Annotated in this window: 23 protein-coding genes; 16 read left to right on the plus strand and 7 right to left on the minus strand. The window is 74.2% G+C overall.

The window, feature by feature from the left end; genetic code table 11:
- Nucleotides 1–12: 12 nt before the first annotated feature.
- Nucleotides 13–702 (minus strand): DUF2470 domain-containing protein, encoded by a 690-nt coding sequence (locus ACWF9Z_RS10520; RefSeq protein WP_453599947.1) that lies wholly within the window; start codon nucleotides 700–702, stop codon nucleotides 13–15.
- A gap of 180 nt (nucleotides 703–882) precedes the next feature.
- Between ACWF9Z_RS10520 and ACWF9Z_RS10525 the strand changes: the two genes are divergently transcribed.
- From ACWF9Z_RS10525 to ACWF9Z_RS10540, 4 genes are all read left to right on the plus strand, one after another.
- Nucleotides 883–1,278 carry a cell division protein SepF gene (locus ACWF9Z_RS10525; protein ID WP_356649625.1) on the plus strand — a complete coding sequence of 132 codons (396 nt, stop codon included), beginning with the start codon at nucleotides 883–885 and terminating at the stop codon, nucleotides 1,276–1,278.
- A 67-nt stretch (nucleotides 1,279–1,345) separates the two neighbouring features.
- The gene (locus tag ACWF9Z_RS10530) at nucleotides 1,346–2,785 is read left to right on the plus strand and encodes an ATP-binding protein (RefSeq protein ID WP_453599951.1); all 1,440 of its coding nucleotides are present in this window, start codon (nucleotides 1,346–1,348) and stop codon (nucleotides 2,783–2,785) included.
- A gap of 110 nt (nucleotides 2,786–2,895) precedes the next feature.
- Nucleotides 2,896–3,237, plus strand: a complete 342-nt coding sequence (locus ACWF9Z_RS10535; RefSeq protein WP_453600300.1) for a nucleotide pyrophosphohydrolase — start codon at nucleotides 2,896–2,898, stop codon at nucleotides 3,235–3,237.
- Nucleotides 3,238–3,360: 123 nt separating this feature from the next.
- Entirely contained in the window at nucleotides 3,361–3,846 is a 486-nt protein-coding gene (locus ACWF9Z_RS10540) for a DUF6099 family protein (RefSeq protein WP_356649627.1), read from the plus strand.
- A gap of 88 nt (nucleotides 3,847–3,934) precedes the next feature.
- On the opposite strand, the gene ACWF9Z_RS10545 is transcribed toward ACWF9Z_RS10540, so the two are convergent.
- Complete coding sequence (locus ACWF9Z_RS10545; protein ID WP_453599955.1) at nucleotides 3,935–4,180, minus strand: hypothetical protein; 246 nt, start codon at nucleotides 4,178–4,180, stop codon at nucleotides 3,935–3,937.
- 203 nt (nucleotides 4,181–4,383) lie between these two features.
- On the opposite strand from ACWF9Z_RS10545, the gene ACWF9Z_RS10550 reads away from it, so the two are divergent.
- On the plus strand, nucleotides 4,384–5,307 hold the full coding sequence (locus tag ACWF9Z_RS10550) for an LLM class F420-dependent oxidoreductase (protein WP_453599957.1): 924 nt from the start codon (nucleotides 4,384–4,386) through the stop codon (nucleotides 5,305–5,307).
- Nucleotides 5,308–5,325: 18 nt separating this feature from the next.
- Entirely contained in the window at nucleotides 5,326–6,243 is a 918-nt protein-coding gene (gene mmuM / locus ACWF9Z_RS10555; RefSeq protein WP_453599959.1) for a homocysteine S-methyltransferase, read from the plus strand.
- A 22-nt stretch (nucleotides 6,244–6,265) separates the two neighbouring features.
- Here the strand turns inward: mmuM and ACWF9Z_RS10560 are convergent, their stop codons facing one another.
- Nucleotides 6,266–6,511, minus strand: coding sequence for a hypothetical protein (locus ACWF9Z_RS10560; RefSeq protein ID WP_453599962.1), 246 nt, complete (start codon nucleotides 6,509–6,511; stop codon nucleotides 6,266–6,268).
- A gap of 77 nt (nucleotides 6,512–6,588) precedes the next feature.
- Here ACWF9Z_RS10560 and ACWF9Z_RS10565 point away from each other — a divergent pair, with 77 nt between their 5' ends.
- The 5 genes from ACWF9Z_RS10565 (at nucleotide 6,589) to argF (ending at nucleotide 13,997) form a co-directional block, all read left to right on the plus strand.
- Nucleotides 6,589–8,136 (plus strand): 3' terminal RNA ribose 2'-O-methyltransferase Hen1, encoded by a 1,548-nt coding sequence (locus ACWF9Z_RS10565; protein WP_453599965.1) that lies wholly within the window; start codon nucleotides 6,589–6,591, stop codon nucleotides 8,134–8,136.
- The gene (locus tag ACWF9Z_RS10570) at nucleotides 8,133–10,724 is read left to right on the plus strand and encodes a polynucleotide kinase-phosphatase (RefSeq protein ID WP_453599967.1); all 2,592 of its coding nucleotides are present in this window, start codon (nucleotides 8,133–8,135) and stop codon (nucleotides 10,722–10,724) included. The genes ACWF9Z_RS10565 and ACWF9Z_RS10570 overlap by 4 nt, the downstream gene beginning before the upstream one ends.
- Nucleotides 10,725–10,903: 179 nt before the next feature.
- On the plus strand, nucleotides 10,904–11,371 hold the full coding sequence (locus ACWF9Z_RS10575; RefSeq protein ID WP_453599970.1) for a hypothetical protein: 468 nt from the start codon (nucleotides 10,904–10,906) through the stop codon (nucleotides 11,369–11,371).
- A gap of 166 nt (nucleotides 11,372–11,537) precedes the next feature.
- Complete coding sequence (locus ACWF9Z_RS10580; protein ID WP_453599973.1) at nucleotides 11,538–12,773, plus strand: arginine deiminase; 1,236 nt, start codon at nucleotides 11,538–11,540, stop codon at nucleotides 12,771–12,773.
- Nucleotides 12,774–12,986: 213 nt separating this feature from the next.
- Nucleotides 12,987–13,997, plus strand: coding sequence for an ornithine carbamoyltransferase (argF, locus tag ACWF9Z_RS10585; protein WP_453599974.1), 1,011 nt, complete (start codon nucleotides 12,987–12,989; stop codon nucleotides 13,995–13,997).
- A gap of 64 nt (nucleotides 13,998–14,061) precedes the next feature.
- Here the strand turns inward: argF and ACWF9Z_RS10590 are convergent, their stop codons facing one another.
- On the minus strand, nucleotides 14,062–14,481 hold the full coding sequence (locus tag ACWF9Z_RS10590) for an ATP-binding protein (RefSeq protein WP_453599976.1): 420 nt from the start codon (nucleotides 14,479–14,481) through the stop codon (nucleotides 14,062–14,064).
- Nucleotides 14,482–14,787: 306 nt separating this feature from the next.
- Between ACWF9Z_RS10590 and ACWF9Z_RS10595 the strand changes: the two genes are divergently transcribed.
- Together ACWF9Z_RS10595 and ACWF9Z_RS10600 are read left to right on the plus strand one after the other, a co-directional pair.
- The gene (locus tag ACWF9Z_RS10595; RefSeq protein ID WP_453599978.1) at nucleotides 14,788–15,615 is read left to right on the plus strand and encodes an enoyl-CoA hydratase family protein; all 828 of its coding nucleotides are present in this window, start codon (nucleotides 14,788–14,790) and stop codon (nucleotides 15,613–15,615) included.
- Between the two features lie 19 nt (nucleotides 15,616–15,634).
- The gene (locus ACWF9Z_RS10600; RefSeq protein ID WP_453600303.1) at nucleotides 15,635–17,950 is read left to right on the plus strand and encodes a bifunctional salicylyl-CoA 5-hydroxylase/oxidoreductase; all 2,316 of its coding nucleotides are present in this window, start codon (nucleotides 15,635–15,637) and stop codon (nucleotides 17,948–17,950) included.
- Nucleotides 17,951–17,984: 34 nt separating this feature from the next.
- On the opposite strand, the gene ACWF9Z_RS10605 is transcribed toward ACWF9Z_RS10600, so the two are convergent.
- The 3 genes from ACWF9Z_RS10605 to ACWF9Z_RS10615 form a co-directional block, all read right to left on the minus strand.
- The gene (locus tag ACWF9Z_RS10605) at nucleotides 17,985–18,824 is read right to left on the minus strand and encodes a GNAT family N-acetyltransferase (RefSeq protein WP_453599980.1); all 840 of its coding nucleotides are present in this window, start codon (nucleotides 18,822–18,824) and stop codon (nucleotides 17,985–17,987) included.
- A gap of 166 nt (nucleotides 18,825–18,990) precedes the next feature.
- A complete protein-coding gene (locus ACWF9Z_RS10610; RefSeq protein WP_453599982.1) occupies nucleotides 18,991–19,791 on the minus strand; it encodes a PaaX family transcriptional regulator in 801 nt (266 codons plus the stop codon).
- Between the two features lie 32 nt (nucleotides 19,792–19,823).
- On the minus strand, nucleotides 19,824–21,470 hold the full coding sequence (locus ACWF9Z_RS10615) for an AMP-binding protein (RefSeq protein ID WP_453599984.1): 1,647 nt from the start codon (nucleotides 21,468–21,470) through the stop codon (nucleotides 19,824–19,826).
- Between the two features lie 170 nt (nucleotides 21,471–21,640).
- On the opposite strand from ACWF9Z_RS10615, the gene ACWF9Z_RS10620 reads away from it, so the two are divergent.
- The 3 genes from ACWF9Z_RS10620 to ACWF9Z_RS10630 all read left to right on the plus strand — a co-directional run bounded on the left by ACWF9Z_RS10620 (nucleotide 21,641) and on the right by ACWF9Z_RS10630 (nucleotide 23,842).
- Nucleotides 21,641–22,915: an acyl-CoA dehydrogenase family protein gene (locus ACWF9Z_RS10620; RefSeq protein ID WP_453599986.1), complete on the plus strand. Its 1,275-nt coding sequence runs from the start codon at nucleotides 21,641–21,643 to the stop codon at nucleotides 22,913–22,915.
- On the plus strand, nucleotides 22,912–23,310 hold the full coding sequence (locus tag ACWF9Z_RS10625) for a RidA family protein (RefSeq protein WP_453599989.1): 399 nt from the start codon (nucleotides 22,912–22,914) through the stop codon (nucleotides 23,308–23,310). Before ACWF9Z_RS10620 ends, ACWF9Z_RS10625 begins: the two co-directional genes overlap by 4 nt.
- A 181-nt stretch (nucleotides 23,311–23,491) precedes the next feature.
- Complete coding sequence (locus tag ACWF9Z_RS10630) at nucleotides 23,492–23,842, plus strand: hypothetical protein (protein WP_453599992.1); 351 nt, start codon at nucleotides 23,492–23,494, stop codon at nucleotides 23,840–23,842.
- Nucleotides 23,843–24,277: the final 435 nt, after the last annotated feature.

The raw sequence follows: 24,277 nt of genomic DNA on the forward strand, positions 1-24,277 counted from the left end.
CCGCTTCGCGCGTCACGCGGGGAGGGTGTTGCGGTGCGAGCGGCGGCGGGCCGCGCTGAAGAGGGCCTGGATCTGGGCACCGGACTGCTCCACGTCGTCGAGCGGGGAGGGGAAGGGGAGCCGGACGTCGCGGTGGCCGCGCCGTTCCTCCAGGCGCAGGGTGATCCCGTAGCGGTCCATCGCGAGGGGCAGGGCGCGTACCACGGCCGCCTGAGGGACCGTGGGAGGGACCAGGCGCAGGAGGAGGGTGACGAGCTCGGCGTGGTCGTCGACGAGGTGGGTGAGCATGCCGGCCTCGTACGGGGAGAGCGGGTCGGGACGGGCCGCGTCCAGTTCCTCGAGGCCGACGTGGGAGCGGGTGCCGTCGGAGGCCTCGAGGACGGCCCGGCCGAATTCCATGCAGGTGGAGTCCCGGCCCTCGTCGTCGTAGGGGGTCAGCAGGTGCCCGAGCAGGGTGACGCGGGCGCGCACCCGGTCCCGTACGGGGGTGGGCGCCACATCGGTGAACTCCATCCGGATCGCCGGCCGGTGCTCGGCGTGGCCGCCCGGTCCGGCGGGGTGCAGGTGCAGCCGGCCGAGGGGATCGGTGCCGTCGAGGTGGCGGATCTCCGTGCGCAGCCCGTCGGTGACGACGGTCATGGAGTGGGCGGCGGTCAGGACGGAGCGGACTCGCTCGGCGTCGGTGGGCCGGGGCAGGTGCATGTGGATCTCCGTCGTCCGAGAGGCGATGCGTAGTTACTTAGGTTTGCCTAACCTAACTTATCTGGGGAGTGGGGAACAGGTGGCGGGGGCCGGCAGCTGCCTCGTGTCGGTGTTGGGCTGAACGGGTGAAGCGCGAGAGGATGGGGGGATGCACAAGAAGCGCAGGGCCGGGGCGGCCCGGTGAGCAGGTACGACGTCACCGACGAGCAGTGGGAAGGGCTCGCGCAAGTGGTTCCGCTGCGCAGTCGCAACGAGTGGCCTTCCCGGGTGGACCACCGCACGATCCCCGCGGTGCCGGGAGCGTCCGCGGCGGAGCAGCGGCGTTTCGTGGTGATCCGGGTCCAGGTCTTCGCGGACGCCCGGGAGGTGGCGGAGTACCTGATCGCGCAGATCCCGGTGCTGCTGGACCTCACGGGCGCGGACGGCGAGGTGGCCAAGCGGATCCTGGACTTCAGCAGCGGTGTGGTCTTCGGGCTGGGCAGCGGGATGCACCGGGTCGACCGGAACGTCTTCCTGCTGGCACCCGTGGGGACCGAGGTGGAGGGGATCGCGGCCGCGGTCGTCCCCCGATCGTAGGAAGGTCCCCCGGGCGGAACGGTTCGTCGGGCCCGCGGGGGGTCCGGCGGCCCGTACCGTCCCGCGCATGACCCCGCCTGCCTCCTCGCCCGCCTCCGCGGTCCCGGCCTTCATCCCGGACCCGCGCATCGCCCTGTCGCTGCCCGCCGCCGCGCCCGTTCCGGCGCCCGCGCCCGCCGCACCCTCCTCGCCCGCCGCTGTGCCGCCGCCCGCCGCCCTGCCTCCGTCCGGTGCCGGTGTTGGTGCTGGTGTTGGCGTCGGTGCCGGTGCTGGTGTCGGGGCCGGCTCAGGGGCCGTCGCGCGGGGCGGGGGGCCGGGGTTAGCCGCGGCCGCCGGACGGCGGCCCGTCGGACGGCAGGCCTCCGCGCCGCCCGCGCAGGTGCCCCACCTGCGGCCCGCGGTGACCGAGCTGCGGCTGTCCGCCTACGGGGTGCACCGCGCGGCGCGTTTCGCGCTCGGGCCCGTCACCCTCTTCGCCGGGCCCAGCGGGAGCGGCAAATCGCAGGCGCTGGAGGCGTACGAGGCGCTGGCCGCCCTGGCCGCCGGGGCGACGCTGGAGGAGGTGTTCCCCGAGCCGGCCGCCCGGATCCCGGACCGGGCGGTGCCCGACGCCGTGCGGCGACGGGGATTCCGGATCGGCTGCACGGCCGAGGGGCCCGCGGGGCCGGTGCGGCTCGACCTCGCCGTCCAGGCGGAGCCCGCGCTGCGGATCGTCGGCGAACGGCTCTCGGTGGACGGGGAGATCCTGCTCAGCACCGCCCTGCGCGACCCCGGGCGGCGGTCCGTCCAGGCGGCCTGGCTGACGGGCGGCGCCACCGGGGTCACCCGGGCCCCGCTCCCCGACGACCGGCTCGGGACCGCCCTGCTCCCGCTGCGGGTGGCCGGCGCCACCGACGGACAGCGGCGGGTGCTGGCCGCCGCCGAGCAGATGGTGGTCGCCCTGCGCTCGGTGTTCCCCTGCGACCCCCGTCCGGAGCGGATGCGGGAGCCTGCCGCGCCGGGGGAGGGGCGGCTGCTGGGCGACTGCGCCAACCTCGCCGACGTGCTGCGCCGGACCCGCCTGGAGTGCGGCACCCGCTACGGGCTGCTGACCGAGGCGGCCCGTAGGGGCTGTGCGGGGTGGGTGGCGGGGCTGGACGTACGGACCCCCGAGGGCGGCCCGGTCACCGGCCTGCTGGACCGCGGCTCCGAGCGTCCCGCGACCGAGCTGGCCCGGCTCGGAGCGGGCGAACTGCGCTTCCTCGCGCTCGCGTTGGTCCTGCTCACCGGCCCCGGGGTGCTGGCCATGGACCCGGCCGCCGAACTGCTGTCCGCGCGACAGGTGCTGACCGTCCTCGCGGACGGCTTCGACCGGGACCTGGACCGCCCGCAGGCCGCCGAACTGCTGCGGCTGGCCGTGCTGGCGTGCGGGCGCGGACAGGTCCGGCTGGCGGCCTCCGTGGGCGAGGCGTGCGCGGCGGCCGCCCGGGAGGCCGAGGGCGTATCGGTGGTAGACCTGATCCCGTGAACGAGGAGCGCGACACGCACGAGGACGACCGGACGCGGCCGGCCGGACGGTTCGACGGGCCGGCGGACGCGGGGCCCGACGAGCGGACCGGCGCGGGGCCCGACGAGCGGCTGGGCCGGCTGCAACGGCGGCTCGCCGAGTTCGCGGCCGCCCGCGGCTGGGAGCCGTACCACACGCCCAAGAACCTGGCGGCGGCGCTGAGCGTGGAAGCGTCCGAACTGGTGGAGATCTTCCAGTGGCTGACGCCGGAACAGTCGGCACGGGTCATGGAATCGCCGGAAAGCGCACACAGAGTGGCCGATGAGGTGGCCGACGTGCTCGCCTACCTGCTGCAGTTCTGTGAGGTTCTGGGGGTCGATGTGCTGGATGCGCTCGCCGCGAAGATCGAGCGGAACGAGCTGAGATTCCCCGTTCCGGGCCCTTCGGCGCCAGATCGTCACTCTTCGGAGTGATGGAGTTATCCACAACCCATGTCTGTGTCCACAATTTCCGAATACCCCTGGCTTTACGCGCCCGTTGCCCTCACTCTGGGTAGTGATGGGAACGGCGGATGTCGTGCGGACGGGGGACGGCAGATGGATGCGGTACGGCTCATCGCAGCCGGCCGGCACGCGCTGGCACAGAGCGGGGCTGCGTGGGACATCGTGGGCGAGGCCTGGCAGGCCCAGGCCCTCGCGCAGGGCATAGGAGGCTGGCTGGCGGTCACCGGACCGCCGGAGCTCAGATCGGAGGCACGGGGGCTGGGTGAAGCAGGAGGCAGGGGCTGCGGGGTGCTCGACCGCGCGGCTTTGCGGGGAGAGGGCTACGCGCCCGATCTTCCGCCACGGGCGGCGCAGTTGACCGTGGTGACGGATGCGAGACAGGCGCTGCTCGGGCTCCAGGCTCTGCTCGGAGAAGTGGGCATAGCGCTGGTCGGGGTGGCCTGCGGGACGGACGACGAGGGTCTGTACTGGCAGTGCATAGAGTCCATAGACGCGGCCGACGAATCGAGCGACCGGGTCCGGGCGATCCTGCGCCGGCTGACCGTGCGTGAGCGGGGTTCGGCTTCCGGCGTGGCCTGAGGCCCGGGTATGGCCTGAGGTTCGGGTGTGGCCGGAGCCCGGTGGGGTCCCGCCGCGCGCGGCGGGACCCGAGTGGTCGGTTGTGTGGTCAGTGCGACCAGGAGGTCGGGCGCGGCTCCCTCGCCGGGGCGCGCTCCGTGGTGGACTGGAGGTCGGCGTCGAGCTGCGAAAGATCCGCGTTCAGCGCCGCCATCAGCTCCTCCATCTGCTGCAGCAAGCCCTTCGGCGCACCGCCCGGGGCGGCTGCCGCGGACTCCCGGCCCGCGTGGTCGTGTGCTGCCTGCCCGGTCTCACGGTCCTGTCGGCGGCTCTCCGGCGCGGACTCCTGGGACATGGCGGCCTCCTCGGCCCTGGCCCTTTCCGTGGCGGAAGGGGGCGGTGGACGCACCGGCGAAGGGGCCGCCGGCGCGCGGGCCGGGCGGTCCGGCTCCGTCCGAGCAACGAGCCCCGTCCGGGCCGGTCACCGGGGGGAACGGCGGCGGACCGCCGGGTCGGCGCAGATTCACCCGGCCGGGGTGGAAGGGGCAGGATGGGGACATGGATCTCCGTATCTTCACCGAGCCCCAGCAGGGCGCGAGCTACGACACCCTCCTGAGCGTCGCCAAAGCCACCGAGGACCTGGGCTTCGACGCGTTCTTCCGCTCCGACCACTATCTGCGCATGGGTTCGGCCGACGGCCTGCCCGGCCCCACCGATGCCTGGATCACCCTCGCGGGCCTGGCCCGCGAGACGAAGCGGATCCGGCTGGGCACGCTGATGACGGCCGGCACCTTCCGGCTGCCCGGCGTCCTCGCCATCCAGGTCGCCCAGGTCGACCAGATGTCCGGCGGCCGCATCGAACTGGGCCTGGGCGCGGGCTGGTTCGAGGAGGAGCACAAGGCGTACGGCATCCCCTTCCCGGCGGAGCGCCTCGCCCGGCTGGAGGAGCAGCTGGCGATCGTCACCGGCCTCTGGGCCACCGAGGCCGGCGCCACCTTCGACTACGCGGGCACCTACTACCAGGTGGAGAACTCCCCGGCGCTGCCCAAGCCGGCCCAGGCCAAGATCCCCGTCCTGATCGGCGGCCACGGCGCGAAGCGCACCCCGCGCCTCGCCGCGCGGTACGCGGACGAGTTCAACATGCCCTTCGCCTCCGTCGCGGACAGCGAGCGGCAGTTCGGCCGGGTCCGCGCGGCCGCCGAGGAGGCCGGGCGCAAGGCCGACGACCTCGTCTACTCCAACGCCCTCGTCGTGTGCGTGGGCAAGGACGACGCCGAGGTGGCCCGTCGGGCCGCCGCCATCGGCCGGGACGTGGAGGAGCTGAAGGCCAACGGCCTGGCGGGCTCCCCGGCCGAGGTGGTGGAGCGGATCGGCGCGTACGGGGCGGTCGGCGCCTCCCGCGTCTACCTCCAGCTGCTCGACCTCGACGACCTGGACCACCTGGAACTGATTTCGGCCCAGGTCATGTCCCAGCTCGGCTGACGAGGGCGGGCAGGAGCCGTGCCCCGCGCGTCCGGTCCGCTTGCCGAGGCCCTGACCGGCCCCGGCGGCAAGGCCGTGCTCCTGGACGGCGGGCTGAGCAATCAGCTCGCCGCCCAGGGCTGCGACCTGTCCGGCGGCCTCTGGACGGGCCGGGTGCTCGCCGAGCGGCCGGACCAGGTGGCGGCCGCGCACGCCGCGTACGCGCGGGCGGGCGCCGAGGTGCTGATCACCGCGAGCTACCAGGTGGGGTACGCGGCCTTCGCCCGGCGCGGCTACGGCCCGGCGCGCACGACGGAGCTGCTGGGGCGCAGCGTGCGCCTCGCCGCCCGGGCGGCCCGGGATGCGGACCACGCCGTGTGGGTGGCCGCGTCCGTGGGCCCGTACGGGGCGGTGCTGGCGGACGGCTCCGAGTACCGGGGCCGGTACGGCCTGAGCGTGGGCGAGCTGGCCGGCTTCCACCGTCCGCGCGTCGGGGCGCTGCTCGCGCAGGGCCCCGACGTCCTGGCCCTGGAGACGGTCCCGGACACCACCGAGGCCGAGGCCCTGATCGGCGTCCTCGCGGAGACCGGAGCGCGGGCCTGGCTGAGCTACACGGTGGCGGGCGGCCGCACCAGGGCGGGGCAGCCCCTGGCCGAGGCCTTCGCCCTGGCCGCCGCATCCCCGCAGGTCATCGCGGTCGGTGTGAACTGCTGCGATCCCGCCGACGTGCTGCCCGCCCTCGAGGCGGCGGCGGGGGTCACCGGCAAGCCGCTGCTGGCCTACCCCAACGACGGATCGGTCTGGGAGGCCGGGACCCGGACCTGGCGGGTCCCGGCCGCACCGGTCCGCTGGCCCACGGACGCCTGGTACCGGGCCGGTGCCCGCCTCATCGGCGGCTGCTGCCGCATCGGCCCCGACCGCATCGCGGACCTGGCCGCGGGCCGGGCGGCCCGCTGAGGCGCGCTCCGGTGCCCGGCCCTCAGTCGTCCTCGCCCACCACCGCGGCGCAGCCCGGGCACTGCCGGTCCGCGTGCTCCGGCGGGCACCAGGAAGAGCCCGGGTACCCGGAGGGCTGCGGGTCCGCCGGCTCCATGGCGAAGGTGTCCCTTCCGCACAGGGTGCGCGGGCCCCGTCCGGAATCCGCTCCCGGGGCGTGGGGCGCCGCGTGCACCCCGGTGACGGATCCCGCCTGGTCGAGCTCGTACACCACGACGATGCCGCTCATCCTTCGACGGTAGACCGCCCGGGGCCCGACGGAAAATGGGGCGCGTGCGGAGCCCGTGACCAGGAACAATCGCCCGTGTGTTCCTGACGATCTCCACCACCGGCTCCCCCGACCGACCCGCGACCGACCTGGGCTTCCTGCTGCACAAGCATCCCGGGAAGGTGCAGGCGTTCTCCACCTCCTACGGCACCGCCCACGTCTTCTACCCCGAGGCCACGGCCGAACGGTGCACGGCGGGCCTGCTCCTGGAGGTGGATCCCGTCGCCCTCGTGCGGCGGGGTCAGGGCAAGGGCCGGGGCGGAACGCCCGACGCGGCGCTGGCCCAGTACGTCAACGACCGCCCGTACGCCGCGTCCTCCCTGCTGGCCGTGGCGCTCAGCGGAGTGTTCCGCACGGCCCTCAAGGGCGAGTGCGCCAAGTACCCCGGGCTGCCGGACCGGGCCCGGCCGCTGCGCGTCGAGATCCCGGTGCTGCCCGCACGCGGCGGCGCGGACCTGGTGCGCCGGCTGTTCGGCCCGCTGGGCTGGAACACCGTGGACGTGACCCCCGTACCGCTCGACGAGACGTTCCCCGAGTGGGGCGACTCCCGGTACGTGCGGCTCGTCCTGGAGGGCGAGCTGCGCCTCGCCGACGCGCTGCGCGGGCTGTACGTCCTGCTGCCCGTCCTGGACGACGCGAAGCACTACTGGATCGCCTCCGACGAGGTGGACAAGCTGATGCGCGCCGGAGCGGGCTGGCTCGCCGAGCACCCGGAGAGCGAACTGATCACCTCCCGGTACCTGGCCCGCCACAAGCGGCTGACCCAGGACGCCCTGGAACGCCTGGAGCTGGTCCGCCTCGCCGAGGCCGACGGCAGCGAGGTCGAGGAGCTCGACAACGCCGTCGACGGGTCCCGCGACACCGAGGAGCGCCCCGTGCCGCTCGCGGTCCGCCGCCGCGAGGCGATCCTCGGCGCGCTGCGCGCCGCCGGGGCCGCCCGCGTCCTCGACCTGGGCTGCGGCCAGGGCCAGCTGGTCCAGGCCCTGCTCAAGGACCCGGCGTACACCGAGATCGTCGGCGTGGACGTGTCCGTCCGGGCGCTGAACCTCGCCGCCAAGCGGCTGCGCCTCGAGCGGATGGGGGAGCGCCAGAGCTCCCGCGTCCGCCTGACGCAGGGCTCGCTCGCGTACACCGACAAGCGGCTCGCGGGCTACGACGCGGCCGTGCTCAGCGAGGTCATCGAGCACCTGGACCTCGAGCGGCTGCCCGCCCTGGAGTACGCGGTGTTCGGCGCGGCCCGCCCCCGCACGGTCCTCGTGACCACCCCGAACGTCGAGTACAACGTCCGCTGGGAGACGCTGCCCGCCGGGCACGTCCGCCACGGTGACCACCGCTTCGAGTGGACCCGCGAAGAGTTCCGGGCCTGGGCGGACCGGGTCGCCGACCGGCACGGGTACGAGGTCGCGTACGTGGCCGTGGGGGACGACGACCCCGAGGTGGGGCCGCCGACCCAGATGGCCGTCTTCACCCAGGCCACCGCCACCCAGACCACCGGGACACGGGCCACCGCCACCCAGGCCACCGCCACCGCCACCACCGACACCGACACCGACACCGACACTCCGAAGGAGGGTGAGGCAGCATGACCGTCACGACCGCCGGCGCCGAGACCGGCCGCGCGCGGGTCCTTCCCGTCACCGATCTGTCCCTCGTCGTCCTGATCGGGGCCACCGGATCGGGCAAGTCCACTTTCGCGCGCACGCACTTCAAGGCCACCGAGGTCCTCTCCTCGGACTTCTGCCGGGGCCTGGTCGCCGACGACGAGAACGACCAGAGCGCCAGCAAGGACGCCTTCGAGGTCCTGCACCACATCGCCGGCAAGCGGCTCGCCGCCGGCCGCCTCACCGTGATCGACGCCACCAGCGTCCAGGTGGAGTCCCGGCGCCAGCTGGTCCGGCTCGCCCGCGAGCACGACGTCCTGCCCATCGCGATCGTCCTCGACATGCCCGAGGACGTCTGCGCCGAGCGCAACGCGGCCCGTCCCGACCGGGCCCATCTGCCCCGCGCCGTCATCCAGCGCCACCGCCGCGAGCTGCGCCGCTCGCTGCGCGGGCTGGAGCGCGAGGGCTTCCGCAAGGTGCACGTGCTGCGCACCCCCGAGGAGGCCGCATCGGCCGAAGTGGTGCTGGAGAAGCGCTTCAACGACCTCACCCACCTCACCGGCCCCTTCGACATCATCGGCGACATCCACGGCTGCGCCTCCGAGCTGGAGACCCTGCTCGGCAAGCTCGGCTACGAGGACGGCGCCCACCCCGACGGCCGCACCGCCGTGTTCGTCGGCGACCTCGTCGACCGGGGTCCGGACAGCCCCGGCGTGCTGCGCCGGGTGATGGGCATGGTCGGCTCCGGCAACGCCCTGTGCGTGCCCGGGAACCACGAGAACAAGCTCGCCCGTTACCTCAAGGGGTCCAAGGTCCAGCAGACCCACGGCCTCGCCGAGACCGTCGAGCAGCTCGCCGGGGAGTCCGAGGAGTTCGTCCAGGAGGTCCGGGCCTTCATCCAGGGCCTGGTCAGCCACTACGTGCTCGACGGCGGCAAGCTGGTGGTCTGTCATGCCGGGCTGCCGGAGAAGTACCACGGCCGCACCTCCGGCCGGGTGCGCTCGCACGCCCTGTACGGGGAGACCACGGGCGAGACCGACGAGTTCGGCCTGCCCGTGCGCTACCCGTGGGCCGAGGACTACCGCGGCAAGGCCGTCGTCGTCTACGGCCACACCCCGGTCCCGGACACCGCCTGGGTCAACAACACCATCTGCCTGGACACCGGAGCCGTCTTCGGCGGCAGGATGACGGCCCTGCGCTGGCCCGAGCGCGAACTGGTCGACGTACCGGCCGAGAAGGTCTGGTACGAACCGGTCAAGCCGCTCGTCGCCGAGGCACCGGGCGGCCACGAGGGCCGTCCGCTCGACCTCGCCGACGTGCACGGCCGCCGGATCGTCGAGACCCGGCACCTGGGCAACGTCACCGTGCGCGAGGAGAACGCGGCGGCGGCCCTGGAGGTCATGAGCCGCTTCGCCGTGGACCCGCGCCTGGTGCCCTACCTCCCGCCGACCATGGCGCCGACCGCCACGGCGGCGGAGGGCGCCCGCGGCGCGGCCGCCGACGAGGGCTTCCTGGAGCACCCGGCCGAGGCCTTCGCGCAGTACCGCAAGGACGGCATCGCCCAGGTGGTCTGCGAGGAGAAGCACATGGGCTCCCGTGCCACCGTGCTGATCTGCAAGGACGCCGGGGCGGCCCGCGAGCGCTTCGGGGTCGACGGCCCGACCGGGTCCGTCTACACCCGCACCGGACGGCCCTTCTTCAAGGACCCCGAGGTCACCGAGGAGGTCCTCGCCAAGCTCCGCGCGGCGGTCACCGACGCCGGGCTGTGGGAGGAACTGGACACGGACTGGCTGCTCGTCGACGGCGAACTGCTGCCCTGGTCGCTGAAGTCGGCCGGCCTGCTGCGCAACCAGTACGCCGCCGTGGGCGCGGCCTCCGGCGCCGTCTTCCCGGACGCGCTGGCCGCGCTGGAGGCCGCCGCCGGACGGGGCATCGACACCGCCGGGCTCCTGGAGCGCCAGCGCGGACGGGCCGCGGACGCGGCGAAGTTCACCGAGGCCTACCGGCGCTACTGCTGGAGCACCGACGGGCTGGACGGCGTACGGTTCGCCCCGTTCCAGCTGCTGGCGGCCGCCGGGCGGTCGCTGGCGGCCGTACCCCACGACGAGCAGCTGTTCTGGCTGGACCGCCTCGTCGCCGCCGACGAGGCCGCCGGCACCGGACTGCTGCGCCGCACCGCCCGGATCCTGGTGGACCCCGCCGACGAGGCCTCCGTGCGGGCCGGGACCGACTGGTGGCTGGAGCTGACGGCCGCCGGCGGCGAGGGCATGGTCGTCAAACCGCTCCAGGCGTACGCCAAGGACGGCAAGGGCCGGCTCGTGCAGCCGGGGGTGAAGGTGCGCGGGCGCGAGTACCTGCGGATCATCTACGGTCCCGAGTACACGCGTCCGGACCACCTGGAGCGGCTGCGCGGGCGCCACCTCGGGCACAAGCGCTCGCTCGCGCTGCGCGAGTACGCGCTCGGTCTGGAGGCCCTGGACCGGCTCGCGGCCGGGGAGCCGCTGTGGCGGGTCCACGAAGCGGTCTTCGCGGTCCTCGCGCTGGAGTCGGAGCCGGTGGACCCGAGGCTCTGAAGGCGTCAAGCAAGGGCCCCCGTACGGCCTGTCGTTAGGTCGTATGGGGGAACTTCTGCGAAGAACTCCGGGAAAACCACCGGCGGGATCGTTCATCCAGGGCAGCGGAATGTCCGCGACCCTGGAAGGACGGAACGTCACCTATGAAGATGACCGCGCGCGGAAGCATTGCGGCACTCATGACCTGTATGGCAGCGGCCGGCGCGGCAACCCCGGCCATGGCGGACTCGGTGCCCGTGGGGGTCCCCCTGGACGCCGTGCGGACCACGCTCGGCGTGGACGCCCCCCACGTGGCCACCGGGGTCCCGGTGCCGGTCGTCGGCGCACCCCAGGCACCCGTGCACCACACCGGCGACATGCTGCCGACCCCGCTGCTCCCGGCGGTGCCGATCGGCACCGAGCTCGGGAACACCCTCGTCACCTCCCCGGTGCCGAACCTGGCGGGCAAGCCCGAGACGGACGGCGAGGGTTCGCTGGACGCGCCCGCGACCACCCTGCGCACCCGCACCCCGGGCCTGCTCGTCGGCTCCCCGCTGAGCATGCCCGACGGGTCCAACTACGGGCTGCCGAACCTGACCCCGCCCGCGCTGGGCGTGATCGCACCGGAGATCACGGGTGCTCCGGGGGCCCTGCTCGGCCTGCGCTGAACCGGCGGCCGAGGGCCCGAGCGGCGGCCGAACCGGCGGCCGAACCGGCGGCCGGCCGGCTGCCGCACGGGCCGAGGCGTCCGAAACCGGCCGCCGAAACGGCCGGGCCCGGCCCTCTGGGCCGACGCCACGTCAAAAAGCCGCCCGGTCTGCGAACGTGTACGGCATGGGATTCCATGTCGATTCCGAGACCGGGCGGCTTCGCCGCGTCATCCTCCACCGGCCCGACCTGGAGCTGAAGCGGCTCACACCGAGCAACAAGGACGCGCTCCTCTTCGACGACGTGCTGTGGGTGCGCCGGGCCCGCCAGGAGCACGACGGCTTCGCCGACGTACTGCGCGACCGGGGCGTGGCGGTCCACCTCTTCGGTGAACTGCTCACCGAGGCCCTCGACATCCCGGAGGCGAGACACCTCGTACTGGACCGGGTCTTCGACGAGAAGGAGTACGGTCCGCTCGCCACCGACCACCTGCGGTCGGTCTTCGACGGACTGGACCCGGCCGAGCTGGCGGAGGCGCTCGTCGGCGGGATGACCAAGCGGGAGTTCCTGGAGCGTCACGCGGAGCCGGTGTCGGTCCGCTTCCACGCCCTGGAACTGGACGACTTCCTGCTGGGCCCGCTGCCCAATCACCTCTTCACCCGCGACACCTCCGCCTGGATCTACGACGGGGTCTCCATCAACGCGATGCGCTGGCCGGCCCGGCAGCGCGAGACCGTGCACTTCGAGGCCATCTACAAGCACCACCCCCTCTTCACCACCTCCGGAGCCTTCCACTACTGGTCCCAGGGGCAGGCCGACTACCCCTCCACCATCGAGGGCGGCGACGTCCTGGTCATCGGCAACGGAGCCGTGCTGATCGGGATGAGCGAGCGGACCACCCCGCAGGCCGTGGAGATGCTGGCGCGCGGGCTGTTCGCCGCCGGGTCGGCGACGACGATCGTGGCGCTCGACATGCCGAAGCGACGGGCGTTCATGCACCTGGACACGGTGATGACGATGGTCGACGCGGACACGTTCACCCAGTACGCGGGCCTGGGCATGCTGCGCTCCTACACGATCCGGCCGGGCGAGGGGGCGAGCGAGCTGAGGGTGACCGACCATCCGCCGGAGCACATGCACCGGGCCATCGCCGCCGCCCTCGGGCTGGAATCGATCAGGGTGCTCACCGCGACCCAGGACGTGCACGCGGCGGAGCGCGAGCAGTGGGACGACGGCTGCAACGTGCTCGCGGTGGAGCCGGGCGTGGTCGTCGCGTACGAGCGCAACGTCACGACCAACACGTATCTGCGCAAGGAGGGCATCGAGGTGATCGAGATCCCGGGCAGCGAGCTGGGCCGGGGGCGGGGCGGTCCGCGGTGCATGAGCTGCCCGGTGGAGCGGGACGCGATCCAGGGCCGGTGAGCCCCGGCCGTGTGAACGGCCGACGCGGACACGGCAGGCGGGACGGCGGGCGGGACACGGCGGGAGGGGACTCGGCCGGCGGGGGAGCGCTGTGAGGGGAGGGGTGCGAGCGGAGGGGTACGGGGGCAGAACAGGCGTTCCAGGGTCTGTATATCAATGCAGAGTGTCGTATAGACTTCCGGCATCCCCTGTCACCGTGACTCTGGAGTCCCCATGGCCACCGACCTCGTCGGCCGCAGTTTCCTCAAGGAGCTCGACTTCACCGCCGCCGAGTTCCGCGGTCTGATCGAGCTCGCCGCCGAACTGAAGGCGGCCAAGAAGGCCGGGACCGAGCAGCGCCGCCTCCAGGGCAAGAGCATCGCCCTGATCTTCGAAAAGACCTCGACCCGCACCCGGTGCGCCTTCGAGGTGGCCGCCGCCGACCAGGGCGCCCACACCACCTACCTCGACCCCTCCGGCTCCCAGATGGGCCACAAGGAATCGGTCAAGGACACCGCGCGGGTGCTGGGCCGGATGTTCGACGGCATCGAATACCGGGGCGACGCGCAGGACACGGTGGAGCAGCTCGCCGCCCACGCGGGCGTGCCCGTCTTCAACGGGCTCACCGACGACTGGCACCCCACCCAGATGCTGGCCGACGTGCTGACGATGACCGAGCACTGCGCCAAGCCGCTGGAGCGGATCGCCTTCGCCTACCTCGGCGACGCCCGTTTCAACATGGGCAACTCCTACCTGGTGACCGGCGCGCTGCTGGGCATGGACGTACGGATCGTCGCGCCCCGGCGGTACTGGCCGGCGGAGCCGGTGGTGGCCGCGGCGCGCGAGCTGGCCGCCGCGAGCGGCGCCCGCATCACCCTCACCGAGGACGTCGCGGAGGGCGTCGGCCAGGCCGATTTCGTCCTCACCGACATCTGGGTCTCCATGGGCGAGCCCAAGGAGGTCTGGGACGAGCGGATCGAGTCCCTCTCGCCGTACGCCGTCACCATGGACGTGCTGCGCGCCACCGGGAACCCGGACGTGAAGTTCATGCACTGCCTGCCGGCCTTCCACGACCTCGGCACCAAGGTGTCCCGGGAGATCCACGAGCGGCACGGCCTGGATTCCCTGGAGGTGACGGACGAGGTGTTCGAATCGGCGCACTCCGTCGTCTTCGACGAGGCCGAGAACCGGCTGCACACCATCAAGGCGGTCCTCGTCGCGACGCTGGCGGCACCCGGCGCATAGTCATGCGCCGCGGGGTGCGCGGCGCACGGGCGACGGCCCGGGTGTGCGGGCGGGCGCCGTCCGGTCAGACCGGGGGACGGGACGGCAGGGTGAACCACACCGCCTTGCCGTGCGGGGTGCGGCGGTGGCCGCAGGCCGAGCTCAGGGTCCGGATCAGCAGCAGACCGCGGCCGTGTTCCTGCCAGGGGTCGGGGTGGGCGTCGTCCGGGCGGGGGACGCCGAGGCCGCCGGGGGCGTGCGGGTCCGCGTCGTGGACCTCGACCTGACAGCCGTTCGCGAGCAGCTCCACGACGAGCTCGATCGGCTCGGTGCCCGTCGTGTGCTCCACGGCGTTGGCGACCAGTTCGGCGGTGAGCAGTTCGGCCGTGTCGCTGTCGGCGGAGGGCTCGATGTCGGCGAGGGCGGTGCGGACGAGGGCGCGGGCGATCGGTACGGCCGCCGTCGTGTGCGGCAGGGCGATCCGCCAGGCGTAGGCGTCGGGCAAGGCGGGACCGTCCGTTCCGTGGGTCGGGGAACCGCGGGCTCGTGGCGGGGCCACGGGCGGCGCGGGGCGGTGGCGGGTGAAGGCGGGGATGCGCGGGGAAATCCCGCTTTCAACGATACGAAGTGGAAATGTCGCCGGGTAGGGCACCCCGGCGTGAGTGCCGGGGACCAGGGCCCGGGCCCTGAGGGACCTTCGGCGCGCGGGGCGGCTCGCGGGGAGGCGAAGGTCCTCCGGGTACGGGGACGGGCCCACCGGCATGTCGCGTTTCTGTGACGGCAGTCACCATCCAGTGATACCTTCGGGAAGGTGAGTCCCTTCCTCGGTTCCACATCAGCGACCGAACGGTGGCGCCACCTGCGGGTGGACCGGAAAGACGGAGTCGCCACCGTCACCCTCGACCGCCCCGAGAAGCTGAACGCGCTCACCTTCGGCGCCTACGCCGACCTGCGCGATCTGCTCGCCGAACTGTCCCGGGAGCGGTCCGTACGCGCCCTCGTCCTCGGCGGCGAGGGGCGCGGCTTCTGCTCCGGCGGCGACGTGGACGAGATCATCGGCGCCACCCTCGCCATGGACACCGCCCAGCTCCTGGACTTCAACCGGATGACCGGTCAGGTGGTGCGCGCGCTGCGCGAATGCCCCTTCCCGGTGATCGCCGCCGTCCACGGGGTCGCGGCCGGTGCCGGGGCCGTCCTCGCGCTCGCGGCCGACTTCCGCATCGCCGACCCCACCGCCCGCTTCGCCTTCCTCTTCACCCGCGTCGGACTCTCCGGCGGGGACATGGGCGCCGCGTACCTGCTGCCCAGGGTCGTCGGACTCGGCCACGCCACCCGGCTGCTGATGCTCGGGGAGCAGGTCAGGGCCCCGGAGGCGGAGCGGATCGGACTGCTGAGCGAGGTCACCGAGGAGGGCGGGGCCGCCGCCCGGGCCGCCGAGCTCGCCGCGCACCTCGCCGCCGGGCCCGCCCTCGCGTACGCGCAGACCAAGGCGCTGCTGACCGCCGAGCTGGACATGCCGCTCGCCGCCTCGGTGGAGCTGGACGCGAACACGCAGGCCCTGCTGATGAACGGCGAGGACTACCGGGAGTTCCACGCGGCCTTCACCGGGAAGCGGCCGCCCCAGTGGAAGGGCAGGTGATCCCGTGTCCGCCGGCCGGATGAGGGTGGCCGTGGTGGGCGGCGGACCGGGCGGGCTGTACGCCGCCGCGCTGCTGGCCCGTCAGGGGCACATGGTGGAGGTGTGGGAGCGCAACGCCCCCGACGACACCTTCGGCTTCGGGGTGGTGCTCTCGGACGAGACCCTCGGCGGCATCGAGGCGGCCGACTCCGTCGTCTACGCGGCCCTGTGCGCGGAGTTCGTGCGCTGGGACGAGGCCGAGGTCGTGCACCGGGGCCGGCTCCTGACCTCCGGCGGCCACGGCTTCGCCGCCCTGGGCCGGCGCCGGCTGCTGGAGATCCTGCACGAGCGGTGCGCGGGCCTGGGGGTCCGGCTCCGCTTCCGCACCCAGGCGCCCGACCCCGAGGTGCTCGCGTCCGTGTACGACCTGGTGGTCGCCGCGGACGGGGTCAACAGCCGGACCCGGGAGGCCGGTGCCGCGCACTACGGGCCGACGGTGACGGGCGGGCGGTGCCGCTACATCTGGCTGGCCGCCGACTTCGCCCTCGAGGCCTTCCGCTTCGAGATCGCGGAAACCGAGCACGGGCCGGTGCAACTGCACGCGTACCCCTTCGCGGCGGACTCCTCCACCGTGATCGTCGAAATGCGCGAAGAGGTCTGGCGGGCGGCCGGCTTCGACCTCTGCGACGAGGAGGAATCGGCGGCGCGCTGCGCCAAGCTCTTCAGCGAGGCCCTGCGCGGGCGGCCGCTGCGCGGGAACCGCTCGGCGTGGACACGGTTCAGGACCGTCGTCAACGCGCGCTGGTCGCACGGCAACGTGGTGCTCGTCGGGGACGCCGCGCACACCGCCCACTTCTCGATCGGCTCCGGCACCAAACTGGCGGTGGAGGACGCGCTCGCGCTGGCGGAGGCGATCGGCGCGCGCACGGACGGCGACGTCCCCGCCGCCCTGGCCGCGTACGAGGCCGCGCGGCGGCCCGCGGTGGCCTCGACGCAGCGGGCGGCGGCCGCCAGCATGCGCTGGTTCGAGGAGCTCGCCGGGTACCTGGACCAGGGCCCCCGGCAGTTCGCCTTCAACCTCCTCACGCGCAGCCGACGGGTCACCCACGGCAACCTGCGGCTGCGCGACCCGCGCTTCACCCGTGCGGTGGAGAGCGAGTTCGGCTGCCCCGGCACCGGCCCGGACGAGGCGGGGACGCCGCCGATGTTCACGCCCTTCACGCTCCGGGGGCTGACCCTGCGCAACCGGGTCGTGGTGTCCCCGATGGACATGTACGTGGCGGGCGGGGGCCCTTCGGGGGCCGGCGGCGCCTCGGCGGCCGGGGGCGGCCCGGTGGCCGGCGGCGAGGGCGTGCCGGGCGACTTCCACCTGGTGCACCTCGGCGCGCGGGCGCTCGGCGGGGCCGCCCTGGTGATGACGGAGATGGTCTGCGTCAGCTCCGAGGGCCGGATCACGCCCGGCTGCACGGGTCTGTACACCCAGGAGCAGGCCGCCGCCTGGGCGCGGATCGCCGCCTTCGTGCACACCAGCGCGCCCGGGACCGCGCTGGGCGTCCAGCTCGGCCATGCGGGCCGCAAGGGCTCGACCCGGGTGATGTGGGAGGGCATGGACATCCCGCTGCCCGAGGGGAACTGGCCGCTCGTGGCGGCCTCCGCGCTGCCGTACCGGCCCGGGGTCTCGGCCGTCCCGCGCGCCCTGACCACCGCCGACCTGGCCGCCGTCCGCTCCGATTTCGCGGCGGCCGCCGTCCGGGCCGCCGACAGCGGCTTCGACCTGCTGGAACTGCACTGCGCGCACGGCTACCTGCTCTCCGGGTTCCTCTCCCCGCTGACCAACCACCGCACCGACGCCTACGGCGGCCCGCTCGAGAACCGGCTCCGCTTCCCGCTGGAGGTCTTCGACGCGGTCCGCGCCGTCTGGCCCGAGGACCGGCCGATGACGGTCCGCCTCTCGGCCACCGACTGGGCGCCCGGCGGCACCTCGCCCGAGGAGGCCGTGGCCATCGCCGAGGCCTTCGCGGCTCACGGGGCCGACGCCATCGACGTCTCGACGGGCCAGGTGGTCGCGGAGGAGACCCCCGAGTACGGGCGCTCGTACCAGACCCCGTACGCCGACCGGATCCGCAACGCCCTGGGCGTTCCGGTCATCGCGGTCGGCGCGATCTCCTCCTGGGACGACGTCAACTCCCTGCTCCTGGCCGGGCGCGCCGACCTGTGCGCGCTGGGCCGCCCCCACCTCTACGACCCCCACTGGACCCTGCACGCGGCCGCCGAGCAGTCCTACGCGGGCCCGGCCGCCCCCTGGCCCGCCCCGTACCGGGCCGGCAGCCGCCCACCGCCGACCGGACGTGACTAGGCCGGGTCCGCACGGGAGGCGCCGGGCCCTCCGCTCAGGCCGCCAGGAGCTCGGTGCGGTCCTCGACCGGTACGTAGCCCAGCCGCCGGTAGACGCCGTTGCTGGTGGGGTTGGCCAGGTCCGTGAAGAGCAGGACCTCCGCGGCGCCGGCCGCGTACGCCGCTTCGCTCACCGCGTGCGTGACCCCGGCGCCGTAGCCGCGGCCGCGGTGCGCGGGCGGGGTGTAGACCGGGCCGACGCGAGCCGCGCCGGCCACCGGCCGGTGGAACCCGGCCATCGAGACCGGCCCGCCGCCGTCCTCCCAGAGCAGGGTGCCCCCGTACGAGAGCCGGTCCCGCAGCAGGGCCTCGGAGACGGTCCCCCGCAGGCCGGCCTCCCGCTGGAAGGCGGCGGCCCAGTCCCGCAACAGCGGCAGATCGGACGCGTCGGCCCTGCGGACCCGCCCGGCCGGGGCGGGATCCGCGGCGACGAGCGCGCCGAGCCGGTAGAGCCGGTTCTCCTCGGAGACCGTGGTCGGCCTGCCCCAGGCGGACGCGAGGAACTCGGCGTCGGCCCGGCGGGCGTTGAGGGCGTCGACCCCGGCGCACAGAGGGTCGGCAGCGAGCGCGGCCGCCAGCGCGGTGAGCGCCTCCGGCGGCAGCGCGCCCACCAGCAGCGGGTGGGGCGGCGTGCGCAGCACGGCCCCGGTCACCCGGCCGTCGGGTCCGGTCCACGAGCCGAAGAGGGGAGTACCCGGGCCGTAGGCGTCCGGGCCGCGCCGCTCCAGGCCCTCCATGACCGTGAGCAGGAGGGTGTTCACCACGGGCCGCGCGGCCACGGCGGGCCGCGCGGCGGGCAGCCAGGCCGCCAGGTCTGAGCCGAAGGTCCACGTCATGGCCCATGGTGGCCCGTACCCGGGCCGGGGCGCAGCAGGTTTTCGGGCGCGCGGGCAGGCGGGGGACAGGCGCGCGGGCAGCTGCGCGGGCCGGCGTCCCGGGCACGCGTCCCGGGCACGCGGCCCGGTCGCGCCGCCGCGGGGCGGGCGTCCCGCGGCCCGCCGGCTACGGCTCCACGAACCGCGCGCCGGTGTCCCGCAGCCGGTCGTGGAGCTCGGTGAAGACCGCCGCCGCGCGGTCGCCCGGCCAGTCCGCCGGGAGGAGCTCGCGCGGCAGGCCCGGGTCGGCGTACGGGAGGCGGCGCCAGCTGTCCAGGGCGAGGAGGTAGCCGCGGTAGGCGGCTTCCGGGGTGGGGGCCGGGTCCGTCCGCAGGGCGCGCAGCGCGGGCTCGTGGAGGTCGAGGAACTCCTCGTGCTGCTTGGCCAGCGCCGTCAGGTCCCACCACCGGGAGACGGCTTCCGCCGTCGGGGCGAAGCCGAGGTGCGCGCCGCCGAAGAGCTCCACGTACGCCGTCAGGTGCAGCCGGTCCAGGGCGCGCCGGGTCTCGTCCCGCAGGTGCGCCGGGGCGATCCAGACGCCCGGCGCCACCGTGCCGAAGCCGAGCCGGGCGAGGCGCGAGCGCAGCAGGTGCCTTTTGGCGCGCTCCTGTTCCGGGACGGAGAAGACGGCCAGCAGCCACTCCTGCGACCGGCGCGGAGCCCCGTAGATCCGCCGGTCCCCGTCCTCCAGCAGCTGCCGCGCCTCCTCGGAGAGCTCGTACGCCGCCGAGCCGTCCCCGGCCCGCGCGGGCAGCAGGAAGCCGCGCCGCTTGAGCCGGGACACCGACGAGCGGACGGACGGGGCGTCCACGCCGGCCGCGCCCAGCAGGCGGACCAGCGCGGAGACCGGGACCGGGCCCGGGAAGGCCCGGCCGTAGGCTCCGTAGAACGTGACGATCAGGGATCGCGGGGTGTGCTGCTCGACCACGGATTCACTTTAGACGGGTTCACCGGGGGGCGTCAGGGGAAGTAGGGCCGGTCAGGGGCTTCCTCGCGCAGCCGGAAGCGCTGCAGCTTCCCGGTCGCGGTGCGGGGCAGTGCGGGCAGGAAGACGAAGGTGCGCGGGCACTTGTGCGGGGCGAGTTCGACCCGCATGAACGTGCGCAGGGCGTCCTCGGTGAGGACCACCCCCTCCCGCACCACCGTGTACGCCACCACGATCTGTCCGCGCCGTTCGTCGGGGCGCCCGACCACCGCCACCTCCAGCACGTCGGGGTGGCGCATGAGCGCCTCCTCGACCTCCGGGCCCGCGATGTTGTACCCGGCCGAGATGATCATGTCGTCGGCCCGCGCCACGTAGCGGAAGTAGCCCTCCGCGTCGCGGACGTAGGTGTCACCGGTGACGTTCCAGCCGTCCCGGACGTACTCGCCCTGCCGCGGGTCCGCCAGGTAGCGGCAGCCCACCGGCCCGCGGACGGCCAGGAGACCCGGCTCGCCGTCGGCGACCGGCCGCCCCGCCGCGTCCACCACCCGGGCCTGCCAGCCGGGCACCGCCCGGCCCGTCGTGCCGGGCCGGATGTCCTCGTCGGCCGCCGAGATGAAGATGTGCAGCAGCTCGGTCGCGCCGATCCCGTTGATGATCCGCAGGCCGGTGCGCTCGTACCAGGCCTGCCAGGTGGCGGCGGGCAGGTTCTCGCCCGCCGAGACGCAGCGGCGCAGCGCGGAGAGGTCGTAGGCGCCCGTGTCGTACGGGCCCAGGGTGTCCAGCATCGACCGGTACGCGGTGGGCGCGGTGAACAGCACCGACACCCGGTGCTCGGCGAGCGCGGGCAGCAGTCTGCGCGGGGCCGCGTCCGCCATCAGCAGCGCCGAGGCGCCGGCGCGCAGCGGGAAGACCACCAGGCCGCCCAGGCCGAAGGTGAAGCCGAGCGGCGGACTGCCCGCGAAGACGTCGTCGGGCCGGGGGCGCAGCACCTCCCGGGAAAAGGTGTCGGCGACCGCGAGGAGGTCGCGGTGGAAGTGCATGCAGCCCTTGGGGCGTCCGGTGGTGCCCGAGGTGAAGGCGATCAGCGCGACGTCGTCGGCGGAGGTGTCCACCGCCGGGAAGGGTTCCGCGTGGCGTTCCGCCCCGGCCAGGCGCAGCAGGTCGTCAGGGGCCTCGCCGCCGTACACGGTGATGCGCAGCCCCGGCACCTCCGCCTTGACCAGGTCGTCCACGACCCCCGCGTGGCACAGGGCGTGGCTCACCCGGGCCATCGCGCACACCGTGGCCAGCTCCTGCGCCCGCTGCTGCGCCAGGACGGTGACGGCCACCGCGCCGGCCTTCATCACCGCCAGCCAGCAGGCGGCGAGCCAGGGGCCGGTGGGTCCGCGCAGGAGCACGCGGTTGCCGGGGACGACGCCGAGATCGGCGGTGAGGACGTGCGCGAGCCGGTCGACGCGGGCCCGGAGCTCCCCGTACGACCACACCGTGCCGTCCGCGCCCCGGAAGGCGGGGCGGTCGGGGCCGAGGCGGTCGATGGTGGCGTCGAGCAGCTCCACCCCGCAGTTGAGGCGGTCGGGATAGGCCAGCCCGGGGAGTTCGAAGAGGAGCTCCGGCCAGGCGTCGGCAGGTGGCAGGTGATCGCGCGCGAAGGTGTCACGGTGAGCGGAAGGCTTGAGCTCCAAGGCGGGTTCGCCCCCTTGCAACGGTCCGGTCCCGGGTGGGGGCCGGACCCTCCGTATGGACCTTGAGGAACCGAGCGGGTGGGTCTGTGGGGCTGCCGTGCGGTCGCCGCACGAGCGTATCGTCATGGTGACGGCAGTCAACAGCACGCGATAGAGGCTGGGGCATTCGGATGACAGGAATCGCGGAATTCGCCGGCTCCGCCGGCTCCGCAGGGTCTGCGGGCTTCGCGCTCGGCCCGGAGCAGGCGGAGTGGGGCGCGCGGCTGCGCGCCCTGGCGGCCCGGCGGCTGCGGCCGCTGGCGGAGAAGGGCGAGCCGGGCCGGGTCAACCGGCCGCTGCTGGCCGCGCTGGGGGAGGAGGGGCTGCTGGAGCGGCTGTTCTCCTCGGGCGCGCTGGAGCTGTGCCTGCTGCGGGAATCCCTCGCCTACGGCTGCACGGAGGCCGAGACGGCGCTCGCCCTGCAGGGCCTGGGAGCCCACCCGGTCCTGCGCTCCGGCAGCGACGCGCAGCGCGAGCGCTGGCTGCCGGGGGTACGGGCCGGGCGGATCGTGGCGGCGTTCGCGCTGAGCGAGCCCGGGGCCGGCTCGGACGCGGCGGCGCTGGAGCTGGACGCCGTACGGGAGAAGGGCGGCGGGGGCGCGGGTGGCGGCTGGCGGCTGCACGGGAGCAAGTGCTGGATCTCCAACGCCCCGGAAGCGGACTTCTACACCGTCTTCGCCCGCACCGGCGAGGGTCCGGGGGCCAAGGGGATCACCGCCTTCCTGGTCCCGGCGGACCGGCCGGGGCTCTCCGGCGAGGCCCTCGACATGCTCTCCCCGCACCCGATCGGCGCGCTGTCCTTCGACGGGGTGCCCGTCGGCCCGGCCGACCTGCTGGGGGAGCCCGGCCGGGGCTTCCGGGTGGCCATGGACACCCTGAACCTGTTCCGGCCCAGCGTGGGCGCCTTCGCCGTGGGGATGGCCGGCGCCGCGCTCGACGCGACGGTGGCGCACACGGCGGCCCGCGCCGCCTTCGGCGGAGTCCTGGGCGATCTGCAGGCCGTCGCGCACCGGGTGGCCGAGATGGCGACGCGCACCGAGGCCGCGCGGCTCCTCGTGTACGCGGCGGCGGGCGCGTACGACAGCGGTTCGCCCGAGGTCCCGAGGCGGGCGGCGATGGCGAAGCTGCTCGCCACGGAGACGGCCCAGTACGTGGTCGACCACGCGGTACAGCTCCACGGGGCCGTCGCCCTGCGGCGGGGACACCTGCTGGAACACCTCTACCGGGAGGTGCGGGCGCCGAGGATCTACGAGGGGGCGAGCGAGGTGCAGCGCACGATCATCGCGAAGGAGCTCTACCGGGACCACCGCCGGGCGGGCTTGGCGGAGGCGGAGGCGGGGGAGCCGGCGATGGGTTCGGCGGGTTCGGCGGGTTCGGCGCACGTGACGGAGGCGGGAGAGGCATGAGCATGCAGCGGATCAATCCGCAGGAGCTGTCCCCGGCGAAGGGGTTCTCGCACGCGGTCGTCGCGAGCGGGAGCCGGCTGGTGTTCCTGGCCGGGCAGACGGCACTCGACGGCGCGGGCAAGGTGGTGGGGTACACCCTGCCGCAGCAGTTCGAGCGGGCGCTGGCGAACCTGCTGGCGGCGCTGGCCGCGGCGGGCGGTTCCCCGGCCGATCTGGCGCGGGTCACCGTCTACGCCGTCGACGTGGCGGACTACCGGGTCCACGCGCACGAACTCGGACAGATCTGGCGCCGGTTGGCCGGGCGCGACTACCCGGCCATGGCGGTCGTGGGGACGGTGCGGCTGTGGGACGAGTCCGCGCTCGTCGAGATGGACGGGCTGGCGGTGCTCCCCTAGCCCTTTCCGGTGTTTCCGCTGGTGGGGGCCAGTGCCTTTGACAGTCGACGGGGGAGGGTGGAGGGTGGAATTGCCCCATTCCGGGGCGATTTAGACCCTTCATCTTCGGAGGTGTATGAACATGCGCCGTGGGTTTGTTGCGGCAGCTGTGGCGGGAGCCGCCGGGATCACACTCGGCCTGATGCCCGTCAGCAGCGCCTTTGCCTCGGGACTGCCGCAGACCAATCGATGTTCCGACTGGCGCGGGGACAACTGGCGCGGCGACGGCTGGTGGCGCTCCTGCTGCGACCACTCGCGCGGGAGCGACCGGCCCAGCTGGTGCTGGGACAACAGCAATTGGAACAACGACAACGACCACTGGAACAACAACTGGCACAACAGCAACTGGAGCAACAACTGGAACCACGACCGTTGGGACAACGACAGCTGGAACAACGACAACTGGAACCACGACAACCGGCACGACAACGGCAACTGGCACGACAGTGGCTGGAACAACGACAACCGGCACGACAGCAGCTGGCACAACTGACCGCTGACGACCGGCACGCCGAACCGATCCCCGGAGATCCCCTTGACGATCACCCCGGAGCAGCCGGTGCGAGCAAGCCGGGTACGGGGTGATCACCCCCGTGAACCTGTCCACCGGCCCGGCCAGGCTCAGAATCCCGCCCGCCAGGGATGGCGGTCTCGTCCGGGCCCGCGTCGGAGCCGCCGAAGTACTGGTGCGCATCCGGGCGGGCCCGGACGTCGGTGCTTCCGCACCCGCCCAGACGCTCGCGTCCCCGCCCCCGCCCCCGACGAGCATCCCGGGACGGCCCGGCGCCGGCGCCGGTAGCGCCCCTCGCGCCCCTCGCGCCCGGCGCCGTCGGGGGGGCGGCGCCCCGCGGCGCGGCGGGGGCGCGCGGGGGGCGGCGGGCCCCCCGCGCGCCCCGGCGCGCCCCCCCCGGGCCCCGCCGAGCACTCG

It is taken from the genome of Streptomyces sp. NPDC054961, from assembly GCF_053609145.1.

Excerpts from the sequence above, each read along its gene's own strand:
- ACWF9Z_RS10520 (WP_453599947.1), bottom strand. The coding sequence starts at position 702 with ATGCACCTGCCCCGGCCCACCGACGCCGAGCGAGTCCGCTCCGTCCTG.
- ACWF9Z_RS10530 (WP_453599951.1), top strand. The coding sequence starts at position 1,346 with ATGACCCCGCCTGCCTCCTCGCCCGCCTCCGCGGTCCCGGCCTTCATC.
- ACWF9Z_RS10540 (WP_356649627.1), top strand. The coding sequence starts at position 3,361 with ATGGATGCGGTACGGCTCATCGCAGCCGGCCGGCACGCGCTGGCACAG.
- ACWF9Z_RS10545 (WP_453599955.1), bottom strand. The coding sequence starts at position 4,180 with ATGTCCCAGGAGTCCGCGCCGGAGAGCCGCCGACAGGACCGTGAGACC.
- ACWF9Z_RS10550 (WP_453599957.1), top strand. The coding sequence starts at position 4,384 with ATGGATCTCCGTATCTTCACCGAGCCCCAGCAGGGCGCGAGCTACGAC.
- ACWF9Z_RS10560 (WP_453599962.1), bottom strand. The coding sequence starts at position 6,511 with ATGAGCGGCATCGTCGTGGTGTACGAGCTCGACCAGGCGGGATCCGTC.
- ACWF9Z_RS10570 (WP_453599967.1), top strand. The coding sequence starts at position 8,133 with ATGACCGTCACGACCGCCGGCGCCGAGACCGGCCGCGCGCGGGTCCTT.
- ACWF9Z_RS10575 (WP_453599970.1), top strand. The coding sequence starts at position 10,904 with ATGACCTGTATGGCAGCGGCCGGCGCGGCAACCCCGGCCATGGCGGAC.
- ACWF9Z_RS10580 (WP_453599973.1), top strand. The coding sequence starts at position 11,538 with ATGGGATTCCATGTCGATTCCGAGACCGGGCGGCTTCGCCGCGTCATC.
- argF (WP_453599974.1), top strand. The coding sequence starts at position 12,987 with ATGGCCACCGACCTCGTCGGCCGCAGTTTCCTCAAGGAGCTCGACTTC.
- ACWF9Z_RS10600 (WP_453600303.1), top strand. The coding sequence starts at position 15,635 with ATGAGGGTGGCCGTGGTGGGCGGCGGACCGGGCGGGCTGTACGCCGCC.
- ACWF9Z_RS10605 (WP_453599980.1), bottom strand. The coding sequence starts at position 18,824 with ATGACGTGGACCTTCGGCTCAGACCTGGCGGCCTGGCTGCCCGCCGCG.
- ACWF9Z_RS10620 (WP_453599986.1), top strand. The coding sequence starts at position 21,641 with ATGACAGGAATCGCGGAATTCGCCGGCTCCGCCGGCTCCGCAGGGTCT.
- ACWF9Z_RS10625 (WP_453599989.1), top strand. The coding sequence starts at position 22,912 with ATGAGCATGCAGCGGATCAATCCGCAGGAGCTGTCCCCGGCGAAGGGG.
- ACWF9Z_RS10630 (WP_453599992.1), top strand. The coding sequence starts at position 23,492 with ATGCCCGTCAGCAGCGCCTTTGCCTCGGGACTGCCGCAGACCAATCGA.